Source organism: Mycobacterium persicum (assembly GCF_002086675.1).
GTDB lineage: Bacteria > Actinomycetota > Actinomycetes > Mycobacteriales > Mycobacteriaceae > Mycobacterium > Mycobacterium persicum.
On the sequence record NZ_MVIF01000009.1, the window covers coordinates 11,532 to 35,062 of the forward strand.

General features: G+C 64.9%; 26 protein-coding genes and 1 pseudogene. 10 read left to right on the forward strand and 17 right to left on the reverse strand.

Translation table 11 applies throughout. From position 1 onward, the window contains the following. Positions 1-2: 2 nt before the first annotated feature. From BST40_RS04920 to BST40_RS04945, 6 genes are read right to left on the reverse strand one after another with little or no spacing between them, the layout of a single operon-like run. Positions 3-1,175: a lipid-transfer protein gene (locus tag BST40_RS04920; protein WP_083044214.1), complete on the reverse strand. Its 1,173-nt coding sequence runs from the start codon at positions 1,173-1,175 to the stop codon at positions 3-5. Then, on the reverse strand, positions 1,175-1,576 hold the full coding sequence (locus BST40_RS04925) for a MaoC family dehydratase (RefSeq protein WP_075547647.1): 402 nt from the start codon (positions 1,574-1,576) through the stop codon (positions 1,175-1,177). Before BST40_RS04925 ends, BST40_RS04920 begins: the two co-directional genes overlap by 1 nt. Continuing rightward, positions 1,573-2,520: a bifunctional MaoC family dehydratase N-terminal/OB-fold nucleic acid binding domain-containing protein gene (locus BST40_RS04930; RefSeq protein ID WP_083153627.1), complete on the reverse strand. Its 948-nt coding sequence runs from the start codon at positions 2,518-2,520 to the stop codon at positions 1,573-1,575. The genes BST40_RS04925 and BST40_RS04930 overlap by 4 nt, the downstream gene beginning before the upstream one ends. Next, entirely contained in the window at positions 2,517-3,680 is a 1,164-nt protein-coding gene (gene fadE29, locus BST40_RS04935) for an acyl-CoA dehydrogenase FadE29 (protein ID WP_083153629.1), read from the reverse strand. Before fadE29 ends, BST40_RS04930 begins: the two co-directional genes overlap by 4 nt. Further along, a complete protein-coding gene (locus BST40_RS04940) occupies positions 3,665-4,741 on the reverse strand; it encodes an acyl-CoA dehydrogenase family protein (protein ID WP_075547644.1) in 1,077 nt (358 codons plus the stop codon). Before BST40_RS04940 ends, fadE29 begins: the two co-directional genes overlap by 16 nt. Beyond that, positions 4,741-6,042, reverse strand: coding sequence for a cytochrome P450 (locus tag BST40_RS04945; RefSeq protein ID WP_075547643.1), 1,302 nt, complete (start codon positions 6,040-6,042; stop codon positions 4,741-4,743). Before BST40_RS04945 ends, BST40_RS04940 begins: the two co-directional genes overlap by 1 nt. Before the next feature lie 191 nt (positions 6,043-6,233). On the opposite strand from BST40_RS04945, the gene BST40_RS04950 reads away from it, so the two are divergent. From BST40_RS04950 to BST40_RS04960, 3 genes are read left to right on the forward strand one after another with little or no spacing between them, the layout of a single operon-like run. Then, entirely contained in the window at positions 6,234-7,394 is a 1,161-nt protein-coding gene (locus tag BST40_RS04950; RefSeq protein ID WP_083153631.1) for a steroid 3-ketoacyl-CoA thiolase, read from the forward strand. After that, positions 7,394-7,780, forward strand: coding sequence for a DUF8021 domain-containing protein (locus tag BST40_RS04955; protein WP_075547641.1), 387 nt, complete (start codon positions 7,394-7,396; stop codon positions 7,778-7,780). Before BST40_RS04950 ends, BST40_RS04955 begins: the two co-directional genes overlap by 1 nt. Positions 7,781-7,800: 20 nt before the next feature. Continuing rightward, positions 7,801-8,256, forward strand: a complete 456-nt coding sequence (locus tag BST40_RS04960) for a nitroreductase family deazaflavin-dependent oxidoreductase (RefSeq protein WP_075547640.1) — start codon at positions 7,801-7,803, stop codon at positions 8,254-8,256. A 386-nt stretch (positions 8,257-8,642) separates the two neighbouring features. Here BST40_RS04960 and BST40_RS04965 read toward each other — a convergent pair whose 3' ends face one another. Genes BST40_RS04965 through BST40_RS04975 form a run of 3 tightly spaced genes read right to left on the reverse strand, consistent with a single transcriptional unit; the run spans position 8,643 to position 11,016 of the window. Then, on the reverse strand, positions 8,643-9,296 hold the full coding sequence (locus BST40_RS04965) for a hypothetical protein (protein ID WP_131808306.1): 654 nt from the start codon (positions 9,294-9,296) through the stop codon (positions 8,643-8,645). An 18-nt stretch (positions 9,297-9,314) separates the two neighbouring features. Further along, a complete protein-coding gene (locus BST40_RS04970; RefSeq protein ID WP_075547638.1) occupies positions 9,315-10,229 on the reverse strand; it encodes an SDR family oxidoreductase in 915 nt (304 codons plus the stop codon). Positions 10,230-10,248: 19 nt separating this feature from the next. Continuing rightward, positions 10,249-11,016, reverse strand: a complete 768-nt coding sequence (locus BST40_RS04975; protein ID WP_241780265.1) for an SDR family oxidoreductase — start codon at positions 11,014-11,016, stop codon at positions 10,249-10,251. An 85-nt stretch (positions 11,017-11,101) separates the two neighbouring features. Here BST40_RS04975 and echA20 point away from each other — a divergent pair, with 85 nt between their 5' ends. The 5 genes from echA20 to BST40_RS05000 all read left to right on the forward strand — a co-directional run bounded on the left by echA20 (position 11,102) and on the right by BST40_RS05000 (position 15,137). Beyond that, complete coding sequence (gene echA20 / locus BST40_RS04980) at positions 11,102-11,854, forward strand: (7aS)-7a-methyl-1,5-dioxo-2,3,5,6,7,7a-hexahydro-1H-indene-carboxyl-CoA hydrolase (protein ID WP_083044210.1); 753 nt, start codon at positions 11,102-11,104, stop codon at positions 11,852-11,854. A 47-nt stretch (positions 11,855-11,901) separates the two neighbouring features. Beyond that, positions 11,902-12,780 (forward strand): cholesterol ring-cleaving hydrolase subunit IpdA, encoded by an 879-nt coding sequence (gene ipdA / locus BST40_RS04985; RefSeq protein ID WP_075547635.1) that lies wholly within the window; start codon positions 11,902-11,904, stop codon positions 12,778-12,780. After that, the gene (ipdB, locus tag BST40_RS04990) at positions 12,777-13,517 is read left to right on the forward strand and encodes a cholesterol ring-cleaving hydrolase subunit IpdB (protein WP_075547634.1); all 741 of its coding nucleotides are present in this window, start codon (positions 12,777-12,779) and stop codon (positions 13,515-13,517) included. The genes ipdA and ipdB overlap by 4 nt, the downstream gene beginning before the upstream one ends. After that, positions 13,517-14,587, forward strand: coding sequence for a (3aS,4S,5R,7aS)-5-hydroxy-7a-methyl-1-oxo-octahydro-1H-indene-4-carboxyl-CoA dehydrogenase (gene ipdC / locus BST40_RS04995; RefSeq protein WP_089025010.1), 1,071 nt, complete (start codon positions 13,517-13,519; stop codon positions 14,585-14,587). The genes ipdB and ipdC overlap by 1 nt, the downstream gene beginning before the upstream one ends. A 67-nt stretch (positions 14,588-14,654) precedes the next feature. Then, positions 14,655-15,137, forward strand: coding sequence for a MarR family winged helix-turn-helix transcriptional regulator (locus BST40_RS05000; RefSeq protein WP_075547632.1), 483 nt, complete (start codon positions 14,655-14,657; stop codon positions 15,135-15,137). A 60-nt stretch (positions 15,138-15,197) separates the two neighbouring features. Here the strand turns inward: BST40_RS05000 and BST40_RS05005 are convergent, their stop codons facing one another. The 8 genes and pseudogenes from BST40_RS05005 to BST40_RS05040 all read right to left on the reverse strand — a co-directional run bounded on the left by BST40_RS05005 (position 15,198) and on the right by BST40_RS05040 (position 22,343). Beyond that, positions 15,198-15,617: a DUF5078 domain-containing protein gene (locus BST40_RS05005; protein WP_089025014.1), complete on the reverse strand. Its 420-nt coding sequence runs from the start codon at positions 15,615-15,617 to the stop codon at positions 15,198-15,200. 99 nt (positions 15,618-15,716) lie between these two features. Then, on the reverse strand, positions 15,717-16,100 hold the full coding sequence (locus BST40_RS05010) for a DUF732 domain-containing protein (protein WP_083153682.1): 384 nt from the start codon (positions 16,098-16,100) through the stop codon (positions 15,717-15,719). Further along, entirely contained in the window at positions 16,100-18,982 is a 2,883-nt protein-coding gene (locus BST40_RS05015) for an MMPL/RND family transporter (RefSeq protein ID WP_075547630.1), read from the reverse strand. The genes BST40_RS05010 and BST40_RS05015 overlap by 1 nt, the downstream gene beginning before the upstream one ends. Continuing rightward, positions 18,979-19,359 (reverse strand): MmpS family transport accessory protein, encoded by a 381-nt coding sequence (locus BST40_RS05020; RefSeq protein WP_240316518.1) that lies wholly within the window; start codon positions 19,357-19,359, stop codon positions 18,979-18,981. Before BST40_RS05020 ends, BST40_RS05015 begins: the two co-directional genes overlap by 4 nt. A 156-nt stretch (positions 19,360-19,515) precedes the next feature. After that, entirely contained in the window at positions 19,516-20,208 is a 693-nt protein-coding gene (locus BST40_RS05025) for a class I SAM-dependent methyltransferase (protein ID WP_075547628.1), read from the reverse strand. A 2-nt stretch (positions 20,209-20,210) separates the two neighbouring features. Next, the gene (locus BST40_RS05030; RefSeq protein WP_075547627.1) at positions 20,211-21,062 is read right to left on the reverse strand and encodes an NAD(P)H-binding protein; all 852 of its coding nucleotides are present in this window, start codon (positions 21,060-21,062) and stop codon (positions 20,211-20,213) included. Positions 21,063-21,171: 109 nt separating this feature from the next. After that, positions 21,172-21,330: pseudogene (locus BST40_RS33120) on the reverse strand (hypothetical protein); the annotation flags it as partial. Between the two features lie 329 nt (positions 21,331-21,659). Beyond that, a complete protein-coding gene (locus BST40_RS05040; protein ID WP_075547626.1) occupies positions 21,660-22,343 on the reverse strand; it encodes an NAD(P)-dependent oxidoreductase in 684 nt (227 codons plus the stop codon). Between the two features lie 168 nt (positions 22,344-22,511). Between BST40_RS05040 and BST40_RS05045 the strand changes: the two genes are divergently transcribed. Then, the gene (locus BST40_RS05045; protein WP_083153635.1) at positions 22,512-23,150 is read left to right on the forward strand and encodes an NAD(P)-dependent oxidoreductase; all 639 of its coding nucleotides are present in this window, start codon (positions 22,512-22,514) and stop codon (positions 23,148-23,150) included. Between the two features lie 18 nt (positions 23,151-23,168). After that, positions 23,169-23,528: a DoxX family protein gene (locus BST40_RS05050; RefSeq protein ID WP_075547624.1), complete on the forward strand. Its 360-nt coding sequence runs from the start codon at positions 23,169-23,171 to the stop codon at positions 23,526-23,528. Positions 23,529-23,531 lie beyond the last annotated feature (3 nt).

The following is a 23,531-nucleotide window of genomic DNA, read 5'->3' on the forward strand; positions in this document are numbered from 1 at the left end:
AGCTACCCCAAAATCAAACCCGACGTGGGCACGCCCGTCCCCGCGGTGACCAGCACGTGCTCGACACCGGGCACCGGGTTGACCGAGGAGCCGCGCAGCTGCCGCACACCTTCGGCGATGCCGTTCATACCGTGAATGTAGGCCTCCCCGAGCTGACCGCCATGGGTGTTGATCGGCAGCCGTCCACCCACCTCGATCGCGCCGTCAGCGATGAAATCTTTGGCCTCGCCGCGGCCGCAAAATCCCAACTCCTCCAACTGAATCAGCGTGAACGGGGTGAAGTGGTCGTAGAGCACGGCGGTCTGGATATCGGCCGGCGACAGGCCCGACTGCGCCCACAGCTGCCGGCCCACCAGCCCCATCTCCGGCAGGCCGTCCAGTTCGGGCCGGTAGTAGCTGACCATGGTGTACTGGTCCGGGCTCGACCCTTGCGACGCCGCTTCGATGACGGCGGGCCGCTGCTTCAGATCACGCGCGCGCTCCGCCGACGTCACCACGATCGCCACCGCCCCGTCGGTCTCCTGACAGCAGTCCAGCAACCGCAACGGCTCGGCGATCCATCTCGAATTCTGGTGGTCTTCAATGGTTATCGGCTTCTGATAGAAGTAGGCTTTCGGGTTGTTGGCGGCGTGCCGGCGGTCGGCCACCGAGATCACGCCGAAGTCCCGGCTGGTCGCACCCGACAGATGCATGTAGCGGCGGGCGATCATGGCGACCTGCGCTGCCGGCGTCGAAAGCCCGTGCGGATACGAAAAAGAATTGTCAGCTGATGTCGAATCAGCATGCGCCCCAGCAGTTCCCACAAGGCGGGTCTGCACCTGGCCGAACCGCATGCCGGATCGCTCGTTGAACGCCCGGTACGCCACCACCACGTCGGCCACCCCGGTCGCGACGGCCATCGCCGCGTGCTGGATGGTCGCGCACGCGGCGCCACCGCCGTAGTGGATCTTGGAAAAGAACTTCAGCTCACCGATGCCCACCGCCCGCGCCACCGCGATCTCGGTGTTGGTGTCCATGGTGAACGTGGTCAACCCGTCGACGTCCGCAGGGCTCAAGCCGGCATCGTCCAGCGCATCCAGCACCGCTTCCGCTGCCAGCCGCAGCTCGCTGCGGCCGGAGTCCTTGGAGAAGTCGGTAGCGCCGATGCCGACGATGGCGGCCTTACCGGACAACACTAGGCATCCCCCATCGTCAGCTTGACCGTCGCGATCACGTGATCACCAAGACTGTTGCGGCCCAGCACCTTTACCGTGATTAGTCGGTCCGCCACCGCGGTCACCTCGCCGGAGAACGTGACCGTGTCATAGGCGTACCACGGCACCCCCAGCCGCAGCCCGATCGACTTGATCAGCGCCGACGGCCCCGCCCAGTCGGTGACGTAACGTTGTACCAGCCCGGTGTCGGTGAGGATGTTGACGAAGATGTCCTTGGAGCCCTTGGCCTGTGCCTTGTCCCGGTCATGGTGGACGTCCTGAAAGTCACGGGTGGCCAACGCTGTCGAGATGATGAACGTGGGGTCGCCATACAGTTTCAGCTCGGGCAGCTGCGCGCCTACTGATACAGCCGGGGCGCTCATGCGTCCGGCTCCCAGGCGTAGAGAGTCCACTCCGGGCCGGAGGCACCAGCCGGGAAGTCGATATACATTGCCCGAACCGGCATTCCGATCTCCACTAATGACGGGTCGACGTTGCGCAACTCACCCAGCATGCGCACGCCCTCCTCCAGTTCAACCAGCGCAATCACGAAAGGCAGGGTGCGGCCGGGCACCTTCGGTGCGTGATGCACCACGAAGCTGAACACCGCGCCGCGACCCCTTGACACCGCGTAGTCGATCTGCGCGGACGGCTCCTGCCACACCGCCGGAACCGGAGGATGCTGCAGGCTGCCGTCGGGCCGCCGTTGGATGCGCAACTCGTGAGCCGCAACGCCTTCCCAGAAGAACGCGGTGTCGCGCGACAACGACGGCCGCATCATCGCACCGGGGTCCAGATCGTCGGGAACCGCCGCATCGGCCGACGCGGCAGGCCTGAATTTCAAAATGCGCCAATCCATTTCGGCAACGTCCTCGTCGCCGACGCGCCAGACGGTGCGCTGGTTGATGAACCAGCCCTCGCCGAGCGCGGTCTGCTTGGGCCCGACGACGTCACCGAGCTCGGCGGTGATGGCGACGTGCTCGCCGGGCCGCAGGTACCGGTGATAGGTCTGCTCACAGTTGGTGGCAACCACGCCGATATAGCCGGCCTCGTCGAACAGCTTCATAACCGGACCCAATGGGTCGTCCTTCGGACGTTGCCCGCCCAGCCCGTACATCGTCCAGACCTGAATCATCGCCGGGGGCGCGACGATTCCCGGATGGCCGGCAACGCGGGCGGCATCGTCGTCGACATAGATCGGGTTGCGGTCGCCGATGGCCTCCACCCAGTTGTTGATCATCGGCTGGTTCACCGGGTCCCGGGCGGCGCGCGGCTTACCGCTGCCGGCCGCCGTGATTTGCGTGATGGCTTCGCGGATATCGGTCATCGGGGCACCCTCGGCACCTTGAGGCCCGATGCGGCGATCATCTCTCGCATCACTTCGTTGACGCCGCCGCCGAAGGTGATCACCAGATTGCGTTTGGTCTGCGAGTCCAGCCACTCGAGCAGCTCGGCGGTGTCCGGTTCAGCGGGGTTCCCGTATTTGCCGACGATCTCCTCGGCGAGTCGCCCGATACGCTGAACACGTTCGGTGCCAAACACTTTCGTCGCCGCGGCATCGGCCACGTTGATGTCCTCGCCGGCTGCCGCCACCTGCCAATTGAGCAACTCGTTGATCCGCCAGGTCGCGTGGATCTCACCGAGTCCACGCTTGACGTCGGCGTGGTCGATCGGTGCGACGCCGTCGGCGGCCGGCTTGCACGCCCAGGTGTGCACCCGATCGTAGATGCTGGCGAAGCGGCCGGCCGGGCCCAGCATCACCCGCTCGTTGTTGAGCTGGGTGGTGATCAGCCGCCAGCCGCCGTTCTCCGCACCGACGAGCATGTCTACCGGCACCCGCACGTCGTTGTAGTACGTGGCGTTGGTGTGGTGGGCGCCGTCGGACAAGATGATCGGCGTCCACGAGTAGCCGGGATCCCTGGTGTCGACGATCAGAATCGAAATGCCTTTGTGCTTAACGGCTTCCGGATCGGTGCGACATGCCAGCCAGATGTAGTCGGCGTCATGGGCGCCGGTGGTGAAGATCTTCTGGCCGTTGACGATGTACTCATCGCCCTGGCGCACCGCGGTGGTACGCAACGACGCCAGGTCGGTGCCCGCTTCGGGTTCGGTGTAGCCGATCGCGAAGTGCACCTCCCCCGCCAGGATCGCCGGCAGGAACTTCTTCTTCTGCAGCTCGCTGCCGTATACCTGCAGGGTGGGCCCGACGGTCTGCAATGTCACCGCGGGCAGCGGCACGTCGGCCCGATGCGCCTCGTTGACGAAGATCTGCTGCTCGATCGGGCCAAAACCGTGGCCGCCGAACTCCTTCGGCCATCCGACGCCGAGCATGCCGTCACGGCCCATCCGCCGGATCACCGCGCGATAGGCCGCGCCGTGCCGGTCCTTCTCCATCTCTTTGGCCTCGTCGCGCGAGATCAACGTCGAAAAGTATTGCCGTATCTCGGCTTGCAGCTGCCGCTGCTCCGGAGTCAGGTCGATAAACATTGCACTCCCACGGGGTCGCTCGCACCCGGCTGCGCCGTGCCCGGGTTCGCCGCGCTTGCGATCGTCACGAGCTCGAGACGGTGCGACGGCCCGCCCAGCAACCGGGTCAGGTCTTTGATCGTGGAGTAATACCGGTGCATCGGATAGGTGATGTCCATTCCCATACCCCCGTGCAGGTGATGACAGATCTGCATCACCGGCGGCGCCTGAGACGCCAACCAATATCCGAGCACGTCGAGGTCGTCATCGGCATCGCGATCTTCGGCCAGCCGCCAGATCACCGACTTGGCCGCCAAATCGATGGTGCGCGAGGCGATATAGACCTCGGCGAGCTGCGCGGCCACGGTCTGGAAGGTGGACAGTGGCTTGCCGAACTGCTTGCGGTTGGCCACGTAGTCAGCGGTAAGCCGCAACGCACCAGCCACCAGCCCGTCGGCATACGCACCCACCATCGCCAAAGCCAGCTGGTTGACCCGGTGCGCCGAAGCGCCCACCAGCACATCGGATTCGGCAACCGTCACGTCACTGAACGTCACCGTGTACTCATCGGAACCGTTCGACGTCGGCGTGCGCACCAGTTGCACGCCTTCGGCTTTCGGTGACACCACCACGACCGCCTTGTCGGCGGTAACGACCATCCAGTCCGCCTGGCCGGCATACTCCACACCAATCTTGGTGCCCGACAACCTGCCGCCTACAAAACTGGTCCTCGGTCGGTCGGGCAGCGGGGCGCCCGGCTCGTTGAGCGCCGCGGTCAGCACCGACCCCTTGGCAACCCCGGCCAGGTAACGGTCCTGCTGCTCATCGGTGGCCAGCTCGAGCAGCGGCACCGCACCCAGGCCCAGCGTTGCCAGTCCCGGTGTGACTGCACCGTGCCGCCCGGCTTCGGTCAGTACGGTCCCCACCTCGAGCAGCCCGACGCCGTCGCCGCCGAGCCGCTCCGGCACCGGCAACGCCGTCACTCCGCCGTCGACCAACGCAGCCCAGGAGGCATCCCGCTGCAGCACCGACGTGACCACGTCGGCAACCGCCTGCTGTTCCGGGGTGAGATCGAAGTCCATTACCGCGCCACAGAACTCGAGACGCCGCCCGCCACCGCACCGGGTGTAGCGGCGGCTACCGGACACTTGCCGGCGTAGTCGACCTGCCAGTGCTTGATGCCGTTGAGCCAGCCCGACCGCAACCGCTGCGGAGCCGAGATGGGCTTCAGGTCCGGCATATGGTCGGCGATGGCGTTGAACATCAGGTTGATGGTCAGCCGGGCCAAGTTGGCTCCGATGCAGTAGTGCGCCCCGGTACCGCCGAACCCCACATGCGGGTTGGGGTTGCGCAAGATGTTGAACGTGTAGGGGTCTTCGAAGACCTCTTCGTCGAAGTTCGCCGAGCGGTAGAACATCACCACCCGCTGGCCCTTCTTGATCTGCACACCAGACAACTCGTAGTCCTGTAGCGCGGTCCGCTGGAAACAGGTGACCGGAGTGGCCCAGCGGACGATCTCGTCGGCGGCGGTCTCCGGACGCTCGTTCTTGTACAGCTCCCACTGCTCGGGGTGGTCCGCAAACGCCATCATGCCCTGGGTGATGGAATTGCGACTGGTCTCGTTGCCGGCCACCGCGAGCATCACCACGAAGAAGCCGAACTCGTCGTCGGAGAGCTTTTCGCCGTCGATGTCGGCCTCGATCAGCTGCGTCACGATGTCGTCGCCCGGATTCTTGGCCTTGTCCTCGGCCATCTTCATCGCATAGCTGATCAACTCCACCGAGGACGCCTTTGGGTCGACATGCGCGAATTCCGGGTCTTCGGTGCCGGTCATCTCGTTCGACCAGTGGAACAGCTTCCCGCGATCCTCCTGCGGCACACCCAGCAGACCCGCGATGGCCTGCAGCGGTAGCTCACACGACACCTGCTCGACGAAGTCGCCGGAACCCTCGGCCGCGGCCGCTTTGGCAATCTTGTGGGCACGCTCGCTGAGTTCGGCCTCCAGGCGTCCGATGGCCCGCGGCGTGAACCCGCGCGAAATGATCTTGCGCAACCGAGTGTGGTGGGGCGCGTCCTGGTTGAGCATGACGAACCGCTGCACCTCGATGTCCTCGCGAGCGATGTCATTGTGGAACCGCGGGATCACGGTGTTCTCCCAACTGGAGAACACGTCGCTGCGCCGCGACACCTCCTTGACGTCCTTGAGCTTGGTGATCGCCCAGAAGCCGCCGTCATGGTAGCCGCCGCCGTGGCCGGGTGCCTGCTCGTTCCACCAGATCGGCGCGGACGCCCGCAGTTCGGCAAACTCGGCGACCGGAAGCCGCTCGGCGTAGATGTCGGGGTCGGTGAAATCGAACCCGGGTGGAAGATTGGGGCAAGGCACGATACTTCTCCTAACTGCAGTCTTCGTTGACCAACATGCGCAAACCGTGCGCCAGGCGATCCATGGATAACTAGTGTCACTAGTTGTCCTAGTGATGCTCTATTGCCAGTAAAACATGCCTTCACCGCAGACAAAAGGCACCTACCCATCGTCGCTTGTCATAGTAATGAAACGTGTTCTAGCCTGGCTCCATGGGTAACCCGGTAATCGTCGAGGCCACACGCAGCCCAATCGGCAAGCGGAATGGGTGGCTGTCAGGTTTGCACGCGACCGAGCTGCTGGGAGCGGTGCAGAAGGCACTGGTGCACAAGGCCGGGATCGACGCGGGAGAGGTCGAGCAGGTCATCGGCGGCTGCGTGACCCAATTCGCGGAGCAGTCCAACAACATCAGCCGCACCGCGTGGTTGACCGTGGGCTTGCCCGAACACGTGGGCGCCACCACCGTCGACTGTCAGTGCGGCAGCGGGCAGCAGGCCAATCACCTGATCGCGGGGCTGATCGCAGCCGGCGCGATCGACGTCGGCATCTCCTGCGGAATCGAGGCGATGAGCCGGGTCGGCCTAGGGGCCAACGCGGGGCCGGACCGCAACTGGCGGGCGGCGTCGTGGGACATCGACATGCCCAACCAGTTCGAGGCCGCCGAGCGAATCGCCAAGCGCCGCGGGATCACCCGCGAGGACATCGACACCTTCGGACTCCAGTCACAGCTACGCGCCAAGCGCGCCTGGGACGAGGGCCGTTTCGACCGGGAGATCTCGCCCATCGAGGCGCCGGTGCTCGACGAGCAGAAGCAGCCCACCAGCGAGCGCCATCTGGTCGGTCGCGACCAGGGCCTGCGGGACACCACCATGGAGGGGCTCAGCCAGCTGAAGCCGGTACTCGAAGGCGGCATTCACACCGCGGGCACGTCATCGCAGATCTCCGACGGCGCGGCCGCGGTGTTGTGGATGGACGAAGACAAAGCCAAGGCGCTCGGTTTGAGGCCGCGCGCGCGGATCGTCAGCCAGGCGCTCGTCGGCGCCGAGCCGTACTACCACCTGGATGGCCCGGTGCAGTCGACGGCAAAGGTGCTCGAAAAGGCCGGCATGAAGATGGGCGACATCGATATCACCGAGATCAACGAGGCGTTCGCCTCCGTGGTGCTGTCCTGGGCGCGGGTCCACGAGCCGGACATGGATCGGGTCAACGTCAACGGCGGCGCGATCGCATTGGGCCATCCGGTGGGGTGCACCGGCAGCCGGCTGATCACCACCGCATTGCACGAGCTGGAGCGCACGGACCAAAGCACCGCGCTGATCACCATGTGCGCCGGCGGTGCCCTGTCCACCGGGACCATCATCGAACGAATCTGATGACGGTCTCCGACGAAGACCGCGTTGCCGCGGCGCAGGCCTACATCGACGCGCTGGTCAGCCATGATGCCGACAAGGTGCCGTTCGCGCCCGGCTGCACCCGGGTCGAGCAGGGTGTCAAGAACGGGTTTTCCGGCGCTCACCTGCGGCGCAGCCTCAACCGGGGACTTCAGTACCGGGTGATCGCCGATGCGACACCACCGGACTATCGCATCGTCGGCGATGAGGTGCACGCGACCTACGACGTGCTAACCAAGGCCGCCTTCGCCGGCCGGCGAATCGCCTCACGAGTCAACGAGACGTTCGTGATTCCCGCCGATAGCCCCAGCGGGAAGGCCGAGATCGCGCACATCGTCGTGCGCTTTCGCCCGTTCATTCAGCGGTAGCGCGCCCGTAGGATGTCGTCATGCCGAAGTCGCCGCCGAGGTTTCTGAATTCGCCGTTCACCGATGTTCTGATCAAGTGGATGTCGCGCCTCAATACCTGGATGTATCGACGCAACGGCGGCGAGGGCCTCGGTGGCACCTTCCAGAAGATCCCGGTCGCTCTGCTGACCACCACCGGTCGCAAGACCGGCCAGCCGCGGGTCAGTCCGTTGTACTTCCTGCGCGACGGCGACCGGGTGATTGTCGCCGCCTCCAAGGGCGGCGCCGACAAGAACCCGATGTGGTATCTAAACCTCAAGGCCAACCCCAAGGTTCAGGTGCAGATCAAGAAGGAAGTTCTCGATCTCACCGCGCGCGACGCCACCGACGAGGAGCGCGCCACGTACTGGCGGCAGTTGGTGGACATGTATCCGACCTACGAGGATTATCAGTCCTGGACCGACCGGGCCATACCGATCGTGGTCTGCGAGCCGTAGCGACGGGCGCTGAGGGCCGCTTCGGCCGGTTGTCGCGTTGGCCGGCTGTGACGGGCGACCCGGACAAAGAATTTCACCGCGCCAACCGGCCGGCTACGTCAACCCGTCAGAACCGTTGACGCCCAAGAGGTTTCCTCCGGTACCGCCGGTCCCGTGAGCGTCGAAGCAATACTGGCCAGATCCGTTGCGGCCGAATCCAGGAGCTCGGGCACCGCGATCAATGTTGACATCTGACACCTCCCGATGGGCCATGACATCCCTGCTGGTGTCCGAGTACCCGCGACATGGTCGGTATTAGGGACGCACCGTATCGCGGTTGAAAGCAGCGCGTCCTGGACTTCGCCAGGATTTCCGGCGTCGCGTAGCCAATGCAACCGCAAAATAACTCAGTAGATGAGTCCGGCCATCAACGGCAGCAACGCCAGCGGCAACGACGGCGTCTTCCCGGTCGCCGGCAGGAACGTGTACCGCGTCACCCGGCGCAACCCCAGATGCTGGCTCTGCTTGTACGCCGCCGAATTGATCGCCTCCCGGGGGAACAACAACGACTCGAGGAGCTCCGGCTTGAGCGACGGTCCCGGCTCGCCGCCAACCAGCTGGCCCACCACAACGGCTGCACTGTCGAGCACCGGCCACGGCCCGTCGCCGTCGCAGACCAGTTGAGCGAGCACGCTGTCGTCGGACCCGAATACGGTCACATCGTCCTTCTTGCGGACAGTCTTAGCGATTTGCCGCCGGTCGGGATCGCTGAGCGTCACCGGAGCCGGCTTCTCGTTGATCGAGCTGATCCGGGCCAAGACCGCACCGCCCGCGCCGCGCACCTCGACGTGGATGTCATTGCCGACATCCATGCCCGTCAAGGTCACCAGCTTCCAGAACTTCTGTGCCGCTTTGCCGCCGCTGTGCACTCGGGCGGTACGGGCCAGCAGAGCGTTATCGGTTCCGCGGAGTTCCCACCGGTGGCCCAGCGGGGAGGCGCCGGCGCAAAAGACGGCCGAGAGGCCGCTGGGCCGAGCCAACTCGCCGAGCGATAGTGCCACGGGTTCATCCATTGGCAATCAGGCCCCGTAAACCGGTACCGGTGGCCGCGACTTGGCCAGCAGGTCGGCGACGACGGGCCCCAACTCGGCGGGATCCCATCGCGCGCCCTTGTCGACCTGCGGGCCGTGCGCCCAGCCCTCGGCGACTCGGATGATGCCGCCCTCGACCTCGAACACCTTTCCGGTGACGTCGCGGGCTTCGGCGCTGCCCAGCCACACCACCAGCGGGGAGATGTTCTCCGGCGCCATCGCGTCGAAACCCTCGTCGGGCTTGGCCATCATCTCGGCAAAGACGGTCTCGGTCATGCGAGTCCGAGCCGACGGTGCGATGGCGTTGACGGTAACGCCGTAGCGGCCCATCTCCGCGGCGCCGACGAGTGTCATCGCCGCGATGCCCGCCTTGGCGGCGCTGTAGTTGCCCTGCCCGACGCTTCCCTGCAGGCCCGCACCGGAGCTGGTGTTGATGATCCGGGCGTCAATAGCTTCCGGGGCTTTCCCCGCCTTGGACAGTCCCCGCCAATATGACGCGGCATGCCGCATCGTGGCGAAGTGGCCCTTGAGGTGCACCGCGATGACGGCATCGAACTCCTGCTCGCTGGTGTTGGCCATCATCCGGTCGCGCACGATGCCGGCGTTGTTCACCAAAACGTCGAGGCCACCGAAGGTTTCGACGGCGGTCTGGATCAGGCCGGCCGCCTGGTTCCAGTCCGAGACGTCGGATCCGTTGGCGACCGCTTCGCCACCGGCCGCGGTGATCTCGTCGACCACGCCCTGCGCCGCGCTGCCGCCGCTTGCGGGTGAACCGTCCAGCCCCACCCCGATGTCGTTGACCACCACGCGCGCGCCCTCGGCCGCGAAGGCCAGCGCATGCGCGCGACCGATACCGCCGCCCGCTCCGGTGACGATCACCACCCGCCCGTCGACCAAACCCATACCCTGACTCCTTGATTAGTTACTTGTTGGCGCTCGAGGCGGCCAGATACGGCGGCGGTTCCCCGCCGCCGTGCACCTCCAGCGTGGCGCCGCTGATATACGAAGCCACATCGGACGTCAAAAACGCTGCGGCCCAACCGACGTCGACGGGTTTCGCCAGCCGGCCCATGGGCACGGTGGCGGCGACGCGGGCAACCGACTCGGCATCTCCGTAGAACAACCCGGATTGTTCGGTCTCGACCATGCCGACCACCACCGCGTTGACCCGGACCTGCGGAGCCCATTCCACGGCCAGTGTGGCAGTGAGGTTTTCGAGCCCAGCCTTGGCCGCCCCGTATGCGGCGGTCCCCGGAGTGGGACGCCGACCGCTGACACTGCAGACGTTCACGATCGCCCCGCCGCGGTGCTGCTGTCGCATCAGCGCGTTAGCCTGCTGCGAAACAAGCAGCGGCGCAAGCACATTGAGTTCGACGATCTTGCGGTGAAAATTGTGCGTGGCCTCGGCCGCCAGCGCGTACGGCGACCCTCCCGCGTTGTTGACCAACACGTCGAGGCGGCCGTGGCGTTCGGCGATGGCGCCCATCATCCGGCCCACCGAGTCCTCGTCGCGAATGTCGCAGGCGTGGAACTCATACGGCAGACCTTCGACGACTCGTCGTGCGCAGGTGATGACGGTCGCGCCTTGTTCGGCGAAGACCGCGCTGATGCCGGCGCCTACCCCCCGAACACCGCCGGTCACCAACACCACCCGCCCGGCCAGACCTAGATTGATGGCTTCTCCGGCCAGAGGGCCTGCGTCGGCACGGGTCACTGTGCTAGCGTACCAAGCAAGTGCTTGCTCAGGTACCCGGGTTCTCGACAGGAAGTGCCAATTGCCAATCACATCCGCCACCCTGGAGCCGGGCATAGTCGCGGTCACCGTCGACTACCCGCCCGTCAACGCCATCCCGTCACGCGGCTGGTTCGACCTCGCCGAGGTCATCACGGCCGCGGGCGCCGACCCCGAAACCCACGCGGTGATCCTGCGCGCCGCGGGCCGTGGCTTCAACGCCGGTGTGGACATCAAGGAAATGCAGCGCACTCAAGCTTCCCAGGGGTACACCGCGCTGATCGACGCCAACCGCGGCTGCTTTGCCGCATTCCGCGCCGTCTACGAATGCGCGGTGCCGGTGATCGCCGCCGTCAACGGATTCTGTGTGGGCGGCGGCATCGGCCTGGTCGGCAACTCCGATGTCATCGTGGCCTCCGACGACGCCAGATTCGGGCTGCCGGAGGTGGAGCGCGGCGCGCTCGGTGCCGCCACTCATCTGTCGCGGCTGGTGCCGCAGCACATGATGCGGCGGCTGTTCTTCACCGCCACCACCGTGGACGCCGCCACGTTGCACCACTTCGGCTCGGTGCACGAGGTGGTGCCCCGCGCCGAACTCGACGAGGCGGCCCTGCGGGTGGCGCGTGACATCGCCGCCAAGGACACCCGGGTCATCCGCGCCGCCAAGGAGGCGCTGAACTTCATCGACGTGCAACGGGTCAACTCGAGTTACCGCATGGAACAGGGATTTACCTTCGAGCTCAACCTGGCCGGGGTGTCCGACGAGCACCGCGACGCGTTCGTGAAGAAGTCATAGCCGCCGGCGACGATGCAGAGCGAAGCGAGGATGAGGAGCGGCGCATAGTGCCCGACAAGAGAACCACGCTCGACGACGCCGTCGCGCAGTTGCGCAGCGGCATGACCATCGGCATCGCCGGCTGGGGTTCGCGGCGCAAACCCATGGCTTTCGTGCGCGCCATGCTGCGCACCGATGTCACCGACCTCACCGTGGTCACCTACGGCGGACCGGACCTGGGACTGCTATGTGCGGCCGGGAAGGTCAAGCGGGTCTACTACGGGTTCGTCTCACTGGACTCGCCGCCGTTCTACGACCCCTGGTTCGCCAAAGCCCGGACCAGCGGCGCCATCGAAGCCCGGGAAATGGACGAAGGCATGCTACGGTGCGGGCTTCAGGCAGCCGCCCAGCGGCTGCCGTTTCTGCCGATCCGCGCCGGCCTGGGCAGCTCGGTTCCGGACTTCTGGGAGGGCGAGCTGGCCACCGTGACCAGTCCCTACCCGGCCCCCGGCGGCCCGCACGAAACCCTCATCGCCATGCCGGCGCTGCGCCTGGACGCCGCCTTCGCCCACCTCAATCTCGGTGACTGCCACGGCAATGCGGCCTACACCGGCATCGACCCCTACTTCGACGACCTCTTTCTGATGGCCGCCGAAAAGCGGTTCCTGTCGGTCGAACGCATCGTCTCCACCGAGGAGCTGGTCAAGGCCGTTCCACCGCAGGCCCTACTAGTGAACCGGATGATGGTCGACGCGGTGGTCGACGCGCCCGGTGGGGCCCACTTCACCACCGCCGCACCGGATTACGGCCGCGACGAGAAGTTCCAGCGGCACTATGCCGAGGCGGCGTCCACCGAGGACGGCTGGCGGGAGTTCGTCGCCAACTACCTTTCCGGCGGCGAAGACGACTACCAGGCCGCGATACGCGAGTTTGGAGCGTCGTCATGAGCACCCGGGCCGAAATCTGCGCAGTCGCCTGCGCCGAGTTGTTCCGGGACGCGGGCGAAATCATGATCAGTCCGATGACCACCATGGCCTCGGTCGGGGCGCGGCTGGCGCGGCTTACCTTTTCCCCGGACATCTTGCTCACCGACGGCGAGGCGCAGCTGCTCGCCGATACTCCGCCGCTGGGCAAGACCGGCGCCGTCGAGGGCTGGATGCCGTTCGGCCGGGTATTCGAGACGCTGGCCTGGGGCCGACGGCATGTGGTGATGGGCGCCAATCAGGTTGACCGCTACGGCAATCAGAACATCTCGGCGTTCGGGCCGCTGCAACACCCGACCCGGCAGATGTTCGGGGTCCGCGGATCGCCGGGCAACACCATCAATCACGCCACCAGTTACTGGGTCGGCAATCACTCGAAGCGGGTGTTCGTCGACGCCGTCGACGTGGTCTCCGGCATCGGCTACGACAAGGTCGACCCCGGGAATCCGGCATTCCGGTTCGTCAACGTGCACCGGGTGGTGACCAACCTCGGCGTGTTCGACTTCGGCGGCCCGGACCACACCATGCGCGCGGTGTCCCTGCACCCCGGGGTATCGCCCGACGAGGTCCGCGAAGCCACCTCGTTCGAGGTGCACGGGCTTGGCGGCGCCGGTGAATCCCGGCAACCGACCGACGACGAGCTGCGGCTCATCCGCGAGGTCATCGATCCGAAGGCGTTGCGCGATAGAGAGATTCGATAGTGCGGCTCAAGACCCCGCTGACCGAGCTGGTCGGCGTCGAGCATCCGGTGGTGCAGACCGGCATGGGCTGGGTGGCCGGCGCCCGCCTGGTGTCGGCCACCGCCAACGCGGGCGGCCTCGGCATCCTGGCGTCGGCCACCATGACCCTGGACGAATTGGCGACGGCCATCGGCAAAGTCAAGGCCGCCACGAACAAGCCGTTCGGGGTCAACATCCGCGCCGACGCCGCCGACGCCCCGGACCGCGTCGAGTTGATGATCCGCGAGGGTGTCAAGGTCGCCTCCTTCGCCCTGGCGCCCAAACCCGAGTTGATCGCTCGGCTTAAAGAGGCCGGCGCGGTCGTCATCCCGTCGATCGGCGCGGCCAAACACGCCCGCAAGGTCGCGGCCTGGGGTGCCGACGCGATGATCGTGCAGGGCGGCGAAGGCGGCGGCCACACCGGACCGGTGGCGACCACGCTGTTGCTGCCGTCGGTCCTGGATGCCGTGCAGGGCACCGGCATCCCGGTGATCGCCGCGGGCGGTTTCTTCGACGGGCGCGGTCTGGCCGCAGCACTGGCCTATGGCGCGGCTGGGGTCGCTATGGGCACCCGGTTTCTGCTGACGTCGGATTCCACCGTGCCCGACGCGGTCAAACAGCGCTATCTTCAGGCCGCACTGGACGGCACCGTCGTCACCACCCGCGTCGACGGCATGCCGCACCGGGTGCTGCGCACCGGTCTGGTCGAGAAACTGGAAAGCGGTTCGCGGATAAGGGGTTTCATCGCGGCGGTGCGAAACGCCGGCAAATTCAAGAAGATGTCGAAGACGAGCTGGCGATCGATGATCCGCGACGGCCTGGCCATGCGCCACGGCAAGGAGTTGACGTGGTCGCAGGTGGTGATGGCGGCCAACACCCCGATGCTGCTCAAGGCCGGCCTGGTCGACGGCAACACCGATGCCGGGGTGCTGGCGTCGGGTCAGGTTGCGGGCATTCTCGACGACCTGCCGTCGTGCGCGGAATTGATCGAGTCGATCGTGCGCGACGCCGTCGCGCACCTGCGAGCGGCGTCGGCGCTGGTCGCGGACTAACAGCGTCTTTGGGCCGTATTGATTATCATTGACGCTGACGATCAAATTTAGGTGCTAACCTTCATAAATGGCTGAAAGTCGTTTGGGCATTACCGCGTTGGATGAACGCATTGCGTTTCTGCTCTCCCAACTGGGTTCCTACAGTGATGCGGAGTTCCATCGCCGACTGGCTCCCACCGGAGTGGAACCACGGTCCTATGCGGTGCTGTTGGCGCTGGCATCCGACGATGGTCAATCTCAGCGCCAGCTGTCAGCGCGGTTGGGGATCCACCGCAACGTGATGGTGACCGTCATCGACGATCTGGAGCGCAGGCGGCTGGTCAAGCGATTGCGGCACCCCGACGACCGGCGGGCATTCGCGGTAACCCTGACCGACAAGGGTCGCCGCCTGCTCCCTACTCTCGATGAATCGGGTCGGGAGCTCGACGAAGAGATGTCTGCGGCGCTGTCATCCAACGAACGCGACACACTCCGAAAGCTCTTGCAGCGCATGGCCGCCGGAGCCGGACTCATCCCAGGAGTTCATCCTCGAATGTCTGACCGCGGTTAGCAATAACCCTTCGGATGCCGTTGGGCAGGTGGCGTCGGGAGTGCAATGTCCGGTGCGGCGCTACCAGTTCCAGGCAGCCTGGTCGTTCGACGGATATTCTCCGCAGATGTCGGTGGTGTGCGCGGCGACGCCCTTGTTGTTGAAGAACAGCTTGGCGTAATTGGGCCACGCCACGGTAAGTGGATCGGCGAAGTGCGTCACCAACTGCTCCGAATACGCTCGCCGGGCGGCGGCATCGAGCGAATAGAACCAGTGCATCTGGTCGCGGGTTGCCTGCTGAATCTCCGGCGAATGGTTATGGTAGTCAATCAGGTACCGCTCGTAGTAGACGGGTTCCACATCTCGCGCGGCGGACATGATTTGTTCAGCTGTACACGTCGTGACGATCATCCGGTGGGGTATCGGGTAATCGTCGGTTGCGTCGGCCGACGCGATACCGGGCGCTCCTGCGATGCCGGCGCCCATGGCGAGCATCGCCATGATCACCCCGATTCCATTGTGACGGCGGTTGCTGCGATCCGGACTGCTCATCAAACATCCTTTCCGGCATACGTTTTAGATTTAGAATGCCCGCGGACATCAGCGCTGCCGTTCCGCGGCGCGCCGCAGGACCGCTGCCCGGTCCGGGCAGTAATTGCCGACCGCGGCGGCCAGGAATTGCCAGGCTTGCGCGGTGGTGCTACCCCGGGGAAGGTTGTCGGACACGAACCCCGCCGACCCATCGGCGTCGGCATCGATACCGTGCTCCAGTCGCTCGCAGGTGATCTTCGCTATCCAAGCGTTGTAGTCGCGAGAGCCGTAGATACCGTATGCGCGCAGTTGATCTGAGAAATCGGTATCGACATCTGCGGACGCGGGCGCGGCGAAGACGAGTCCCACGGCGGCCACCGCAGCGGCGAGGCCGGCGGCAAGTCCTATGGTCGGGGCGCGCCGGCTGGCATAATCAATGTTGTTGCGGTGCATCATATTTCCCGATATCCGCTTAGGGCCAGTTCCGGCTCGGCTGGCCGTTGCCGAGGCGGTGTTGACGCGTTATCAGCCCGCGGTGGGCGGCTTCGGACCGCTAGCGGCCACCAAAACCAGCGCCCCAGTAGCGCGGCAATCGATGGTGTCATCAGAGAACGCACTACCAAGGTGTCGAACAGCAATCCCAGCCCGATCGTGGTGCCGCCCTGCCCGATTGCGCGTAGCTCGCTGGTCACCATGGCGGCCATCGTGACGGCGAACACCAGGCCGGCTGCCGTTACCACACCCCCGGTGGCCCCCATGGATCTGATAATTCCGGTTTTCAGTCCCGCGCCGATTTCTTCTTTGAACCGGGACACCACCAACAGGTTGTAGTCGGATCCGACAGCCAGCAAAACGATCACCGAAAACGCCAGCGTCATCCAATGCAGTTCGATGCCGAGAATGTATTGCCAAAGCAGGATCGAGAGACCAAATGACGCGCCGAGTGACAGCACCACCGTCCCGATGATCACGACGGAGGCGAACAGCGCGCGGGTAAGCACCAGCATGACGATGAAAATCAGCGTTATCGCGGCTACCGCTGCGATCAGGAGATCCCATTTTGCGCCGGTTTGTATATCTTTATACGTCGCGGCGGTACCGCCAAGATAGAATCGCGCACCCGCCAGCGGCGTACCCTTCACCGCTTCGCGTGCTGCTTGGAGCTCGGCGTCGACATGCGAGATCCCCTCCGGTGTCGCCGGGTCGGTGTCGTGGGTGATGATGATCCGTGCGGACTTGTTGTCCGGTGAGACCATCAGTTTGAGCCCGCGCTGGAAATCCGGATTCTGGAAGGCCTCCGGAGGCAGGTAGAAAAAGTCGTCGTTTTTTGCCGCGTCGAACGCCTGTCCCATAGCGGTCGCGGTATCGGTCATCCGCTCGATCTGGGTGATCATCCCGTCGAAACTGCTGTACATGGTCAATAGCGTTGTCTGCATGCTCTTTGATACGGCGATCATCGGTGGCAGCTGGTCGAGTAGCTGCGGCATTACCGCGTCCATGCTCTTCACATCGTTCAACAGCGAGCCGAGGCTGTCGGTCAATTCGTCCACGCCGTCCAGACCGTCGAACACCGATCTCATCGACCAGCAGATCGGTATGTTGAAGCAATGTTTCTCCCAATAGAAGTAGCTCCGTAGCGGCCGGAAGAAATCATCGAAATCGGCCAGATGGTCCCGCATCTCGTTGGTCGTGGCCTGCATTTGCTCGGTGTCGCCGACCATGTGATGTGTGGTGTCGGCAAGCTGGCGCATCAGATCCATCATGCGCTCCATCGCCGCAACCATTATTCCGAAGTCGTCGCTCATCTTTTTCATGTCGGCCATGCGGTCCTTCAAGAATTGCATGTTTTCGGTCGTGGAGACGGACTGCATGCCGATCTGGAACGGTATCGAGCTGTGCTCGATCGGGGCGCCCAGCGGCCTCGTAATGCTCTGCACTCTGGCGATACCCGGCACCCGGAATATATTCTTGGCGATCCTGTCCAACACGAGCATGTCGCTCGGATTACGCAAGTCGTGGTCGGTCTCCACCAACAACATGTCGGGGTTCATTCGCGCCGCGCCGAAATGGCGTTCCGCGGCCGCGTATCCGACATTGGTTGGCAAATCGCCGGGGATGTAGCGGCGATCGTTGTAGTTCGTCCGATATCCGGGCAGGGCGAGCAAGCCGATGAGGGCGATCGCTGTTGCCCCGGCGAGAATGGGGACCGGCCACCTGATGACCGCGGTGCCGACTCGCCGCCATCGTCGCGTCTTGATCTTTCGCTTCGGGTCGAGCAGGCCCAGACGGCTGCCCACGGTAAGGACAGCCGGCCCCAGCGTGAGCGACGCCGCGACGACCACGACCAGACCGATGGCGCTGGGTATGCCCATGGAACTGAAGTAGTTCAGTCTGGTGAAGTGCAAGCACAGCATTGCGCCCGCAACGGTCAGTCCCGATCCCAAGATCACGTGGGAGACCCCGCGGTATGCGGTGTAGTAGGCGGTTTCGCGATCTTCGCCGGCCTGACGCGCCTCCTGGTATCGCCCGACGAGGAATATTGCGTAGTCCGTGCCGGCGGCGATCGCCAATGACGTGAGCAGGCTGGTGGCGAAGGTCGACAGCCCCAGCATGCCGGTGTTTCCGATTACCGCGACAACTCCTCGCGCAGCGGACATTTCGACCACCACCACCGTCAGCACCGTCAGCAGGGTCCCGATGGACCGATACACGATCAGCAGCATGACGGCGATGACCCCAAGGGTGATCACGGTGATCTTCACCAAGCTCTTCTCACCGGCATCGGTCAGGTCGGTGGTAAGCGGTGCTTGGCCGGTCACGTAGGCCCGCACCCCGGCCGGCGGATGGGACCGCGAGACGATCTTTCGGACCGCCTCGACGGATTCGTTCCCCAGCGGCTGGCCCACATCACCGGCGAGGTTCAACTGCACATAGGCAGATTTCCCGTCGGCGCTCTGCGAGCCTGCCGCCGTGATCAGGTCACCCCAGTAGTTCTGGACGTGTTGAACGTGTTTCACGTCCTGCTCGAGTCGGCGAACCAGATCGTCGTAGTAGCGGTGCGCGGCGTCGCCCAGTGGTGCATCGGCTTCCAGAACGATCATCGCCACGCTGTCGGAATCAAATTCGCGAAACGCAGCGCCCATGCGTTTCATCGCGATCGTCGACGGCGCATCCTGGGAGGTCAAGGAAACCGAGTGGTGCCTGCCGACGATTTCCAACTGGGGGACAACGGCGTTGCTGACTACGGTCAGTGCCAGCCATACCAGGATGATCGGCACTGCCAGCACGCGAGTGGCCCGCGCGAGGAACGTTCGGGCCGAATTCTGGTCGCTCATCCGGACTTCACCAGGCAGAAGGTTTGGGCGTTGACTTCGTTGGCGTACTGCTGTTCCTTGAGTTCGCCGTTCACGGTGATGCGGCATCCGATGGTGTTGCTGTTTCCCTGCGCAACGATATTGGCGAAAACGGCCGGAATGGTCGTGGTGAAAGTGTGTGTCCAGGGAAGCGTCGTGAAGCCGGCGCGCTGCGGCTGGGCGTTCTCATCCAGGTAGCTGATGCTTCCGCTAGTCCCTTGCGGGCCAACAACTTCGTACTCCACCCGTTTGGGATTGAACGGTACGATCTGGTCGAAACTTTCGCCGCTGGCCGCTGAGATGCTGTGAGCGCCGAAGATTCCGTGGAGTCGATAGACGGTGAAACCGCTGGTCGCCATCGCTACCACGACGACCAGGGGTATCCATAATCGCCTCAGCGCGTCGAGAATCGAAATCATCGCTTTGATCCCCCTGTCAAGGTCAAGTGGTTATGCATCCCGCCGTGTGCTGGTGGCGTCGGCGCCATGGTTCATGAATGCGCGGGGTGCTGCCAGCTAACGCGCGCCCAGGTGCGCACTGAGCAACCAGCCTGGTACCGACTTGCGTCCATGTGGTTCATCGCGCAGGTCACCCAGCGGCAGTGCTGAGAAGCTCTCCGGCAGGTTGCCGTGCAGCCGGGCCGGTTTGATGTCGTCGATCGCCCAGTACTTTCCCACGGCAGTGCGCAGTTCCTCGCCGGTGACGGCGTTGGCTGGGCCGTCGGGCATGCTTGCGCGGTCGAAAACCAGCACAAAATATGACGCCCCGGGGGCGGCGGCGCGAGCGATCGACTGCAGATAGCCCTCGCGCGCCTCGACGGGAATCGAGTGAAACAGCGTGCTGTCGACGATGGTGCCGAACCGGCCCTCCGATCCCGGCGGGTAGTCGGCGAAGTCGCTGATGTCTGCGACTTCGAAGGTAGCGTTGGTCAACCCGCGTTTGGCGGCCTCGGCCCGGGCCAGCTCAATGGCGCTTGGCGAGAGGTCGAGACCGACTGTCGTGAAACCGAGTTCGGCCAGGCGGATCGAGATCGCCGCCTCGCCGCAGCCCACGTCGAGGACGTCGCCGTGGAACTTGCCCTGCTCGATCAGTGCGGCGAGCTCGGGCTGCGGTTCGCCGATGCTCCACGGCGGCTTGGGACCGGCGCCTAGGCTGGGCACCTCACCACGGTAAGCGGCTTCGAAGGTGAAATCTTGTGGTGCGGTCATGGTTAACCTCCTTGCGATCTGGTGAACAGTGCCCGATGGTCGGCGACCCAGGCGGCGAACGATTGAGCCGGGCGGCCCAAGATTTTGTCGATCTCGCGTGTTACCGCGGCTGGTTTGTCGACGGTGGCCGCAAGGAAACCGATATAGGCATCCGCAAATGCGGTCGGAAACCCCAGTGCGACAAAGCTGTTGCGCACCTGCTCCACCGAAACCTCCTGATAGCGCAGCCGCCGGTTCACCACCGTGCCGATCGTCGCCAGCAGTTGCGCGTTGGTGAACGCCTGGGGCCCGGTCAGTTCAACCGTTCGGCCGACAAGCCTGTCGGTCAGCAAGGCCTGCGCGGCCACCGCCGAGATGTCCCGTTCGACGATCGGGGCGCTCGAGGCGGCGGCATACGGCCCAGCGACCACATCACCGGATTGCAGCTGTGTCGACCACATTCCAGCCAGATTCGAGACAAACATTGTCGGCCGCAGACTTACCCACGAAAGACCGGACTCGATGGCCAGCTGTTCGACCTCCTTGTTGCGGTCGCCGCGGAAGCGTGATGGCTGGATCGCGAAGTCGTCGTCGGCGTTGATCGCCGAGAGAGCCACCAGGCGTGTCACGCCTTCGTCGCCGGCGCGGTCGACGACCGTCGCAAGGTCATCGGCCAGTGCGCGAGAGTTGAGGAAGACCGCGTCGGCTCCCCGAAGCCCCTCGGCAGCCGAGGTCACCACCTCGACACCGCGGGGAAAGCCGGCAGTGCCAGGCTGGCGAGTGACGGCGCGGACGGTCGCTCCAGCCTCGACCAGTTCGGTGACCAGCGGTCGCCCGACATTGCCCGTGGCACCAGTGACCACAACCGTCGTCATGATGAGTCCCTTCCGGGTTGCGGCGCCGCGGCGTCGTGACCGCAGCCAGCAGCACGAACGCCAGTACGGCGCTGGTGGTGCGGGCAACGTGGGCCGCCTGCCAGCGATCGCGCACTGCCGACCAGTCGCCCGGTGGCGCCAGCACCGACCAGCCTTGTTGCGCGGTGTTGATCGGGACACTGATGGCCGCGCTGATCACCAGCGCAGTCAGCAACAGCAGCAATGCCATCAACGCCAGCCACCTGCCGCTGCCGCGCCGCCTGGTCACCGACACTGTCAATGCCGCAGCCGCCGCAATGGCAGGCACCAGCAGCAATGCGGCAAGGCCGCCGAGCCGGTCGAGTTCGATCAGCCGCACCTGGGTGTAGACCGACGCCCCGAGACCGCGCAAACTACTTTCGAAAACCGCCACGGTCACCAGGAACCCCGCGAACAACCCGCTGGACAGCACCGCGGCATAACCGGAACTAGTTTCAAACCGGCCCGGAACTCGTCGCGTTGACGTAGCAGCAGGGCTGATGTCGGTGCACGACGTCACTGATTCACCTCCGTTAGCGTGGTGGGTCAAGCACTTTCGGCAGGGCAACGCCCCGGAAATCAGCCGGCTTCCCGGCGGATCATCTGCCACAGACTCGGGGTGTTCTCGGTAGTCGAGACGACGACGGTCTGGCCCGCCGTGGAGGTATCGGCGGCGATCGCCACCAGGTAGTCCGCCAGGTCGATCCGAGCGGTGAACGCACCCACCGGGTCGACGCTTCCGGACACGTACTTTGTCGGGGCGGGTAGGTCGAATAGACCCGACGGGCGGACGATTGTCCAATCAAGACGGCTACCGCGGACGACGGTTTCCATGCGCCGGATGTCGTCGTAGACCGTCTTACCGACCGTGCGGCTGATGACCGGCTCGATGAACCGAAGCGACACGGGTGCATTGCGGCGCCGCATCGGATACGCCGCGGTGGAGCTGACGACCACCAGGCGTGGCACGCCGGCATTTCGCATCGCATCCACGATGGTGCGGGTGCCGACCGAGTACGTGTCGACCGGCTCGCGTGTGAATGACGCTCCCAGCACCGAGACCACCGCGGCTGCGTCGTGCACAATCGGCGCGACCGCCGTCGCGTCGCGCGCATCGGCAGCAGCCACCGTCAACCGCGCTCCGGCGATCGGGAATTCGAGCGGCCGGCGTGTCACCGCGGTGACGTGGTGTCCCGCCGCCAAAGCCAGCGCGGTCGCCAGCCGACCCGTCTGGCCGTTCGCTCCGAAGATCACCAGTTTCATAGCCCCTCCCAACCTGTAAGCATCGTTTATGATTGTCACTGTAGGTGATGGTCTTGGGATGTGCAAGTAGCTGATGCACCGTTTGTGATTGTCTCAGTTAGTGATAGTCTTTGGATTGGTCGATCGCGTCTCGAGCGCGTCGACGAACCGTAATCCTTTGGAGGCCAGATGAAGATCACCGTTTTCGGCGCCACCGGCGGCGTTGGCAAACACCTGGTAACACAAGCACTGCAACGCGGTTATTCCGTCAATGCGGTGGTTCGCGATGCCGCCAGACTGCCGATCACCAGCCCCGGGCTGTCGGTAAGCACCGTGCCGGGGCTGGAAGAACCAACGCTGCTGCGGCCAGCGCTGCGGGGAAGCGACGCGGTGCTGTCGGCGGTAGGCCCGCACGGCCGAAAAGACACTGCGGTGGCCGCGACCAGTACCCGCAGCATCGTGCGAGCCATGCAGGCTACCGGCGTCGAGCGACTGGTCGCGGTGAGTGCGGCCCCGGTCGGGCCGGTGCCCCCCGGCGAAAGTCTGCTCACGCGCACGGTGGTCCTGCCGATCCTCACCACGGTGCTGCGCAACGTCTATACCGACCTTGCCGAGATGGAAGCCGAGTTGGGGCGCAGCCGCATCGCTTGGACCGTCGTGCGGCCGCCCAAACTCTCAAACAAGCCGCTGACCGGAAGCTATCGAACGGTATTGGGCGGCAATGTCCCTCGCGGCTCGGCGATATCTCGCGCCGACGTCGCGCACTTGATGCTGACCGCGCTGGATCAATCCGCGACGGTCCGGCAGGCCATTGGTATCGCCTACTAGCAGAACGGAATTCCTACCATGACACCCACTTACGTCGCTGTCACACTGGGCGCTGTTGCGGCCAACGGTTTCTCCGGGGTAGCCGCTCTGCTTCACTTCAAGCCGATACTTCCCGGCATGGCCAGGGCGGGCGTCCCCGAGTCGTGGCTCACCTTCCCCATCGGCACGCTGAAGACCGCAGGCGCGATCGGCTTGGCGGTTGGCGTGGCCGGACTACGGCCGGTCGGTGTCGCCGCGGCCGTCGGGCTCGTCCTGTTCTTCGTATGCGCCATCTACACACACCTACTCGCCCGCGATTACAGCCCCCAGTTCGCCCTCGCCATCGGCTTCTTGACGCTCAACGTCGCATCACTGGCGCTGGTGCTCAACGCGCCGTGAGTT

Coding starts and splice junctions, on each gene's coding strand:
- BST40_RS05050 (WP_075547624.1), top strand. CDS start 23,169: ATGACACCCACTTACGTCGCTGTCACACTGGGCGCTGTTGCGGCCAAC.
- BST40_RS04925 (WP_075547647.1), bottom strand. CDS start 1,576: ATGAGCGCCCCGGCTGTATCAGTAGGCGCGCAGCTGCCCGAGCTGAAA.
- BST40_RS04930 (WP_083153627.1), bottom strand. CDS start 2,520: ATGACCGATATCCGCGAAGCCATCACGCAAATCACGGCGGCCGGCAGC.
- BST40_RS04970 (WP_075547638.1), bottom strand. CDS start 10,229: ATGGGTTTGGTCGACGGGCGGGTGGTGATCGTCACCGGAGCGGGCGGC.
- BST40_RS05015 (WP_075547630.1), bottom strand. CDS start 18,982: ATGAGCGACCAGAATTCGGCCCGAACGTTCCTCGCGCGGGCCACTCGC.
- BST40_RS04940 (WP_075547644.1), bottom strand. CDS start 4,741: ATGGACTTCGATCTCACCCCGGAACAGCAGGCGGTTGCCGACGTGGTC.
- BST40_RS05025 (WP_075547628.1), bottom strand. CDS start 20,208: ATGACCGCACCACAAGATTTCACCTTCGAAGCCGCTTACCGTGGTGAG.
- BST40_RS05040 (WP_075547626.1), bottom strand. CDS start 22,343: ATGAAACTGGTGATCTTCGGAGCGAACGGCCAGACGGGTCGGCTGGCG.
- BST40_RS05030 (WP_075547627.1), bottom strand. CDS start 21,062: ATGACGACGGTTGTGGTCACTGGTGCCACGGGCAATGTCGGGCGACCG.
- BST40_RS05000 (WP_075547632.1), top strand. CDS start 14,655: ATGGCTGAAAGTCGTTTGGGCATTACCGCGTTGGATGAACGCATTGCG.
- BST40_RS05045 (WP_083153635.1), top strand. CDS start 22,512: ATGAAGATCACCGTTTTCGGCGCCACCGGCGGCGTTGGCAAACACCTG.
- BST40_RS04955 (WP_075547641.1), top strand. CDS start 7,394: ATGACGGTCTCCGACGAAGACCGCGTTGCCGCGGCGCAGGCCTACATC.
- BST40_RS04960 (WP_075547640.1), top strand. CDS start 7,801: ATGCCGAAGTCGCCGCCGAGGTTTCTGAATTCGCCGTTCACCGATGTT.
- BST40_RS05010 (WP_083153682.1), bottom strand. CDS start 16,100: ATGCACCGCAACAACATTGATTATGCCAGCCGGCGCGCCCCGACCATA.
- BST40_RS05020 (WP_240316518.1), bottom strand. CDS start 19,359: ATGGCGACCAGCGGTTTCACCGTCTATCGACTCCACGGAATCTTCGGC.
- BST40_RS05005 (WP_089025014.1), bottom strand. CDS start 15,617: ATGGCGATGCTCGCCATGGGCGCCGGCATCGCAGGAGCGCCCGGTATC.
- fadE29 (WP_083153629.1), bottom strand. CDS start 3,680: ATGTTTATCGACCTGACTCCGGAGCAGCGGCAGCTGCAAGCCGAGATA.
- ipdB (WP_075547634.1), top strand. CDS start 12,777: ATGAGCACCCGGGCCGAAATCTGCGCAGTCGCCTGCGCCGAGTTGTTC.
- BST40_RS04950 (WP_083153631.1), top strand. CDS start 6,234: ATGGGTAACCCGGTAATCGTCGAGGCCACACGCAGCCCAATCGGCAAG.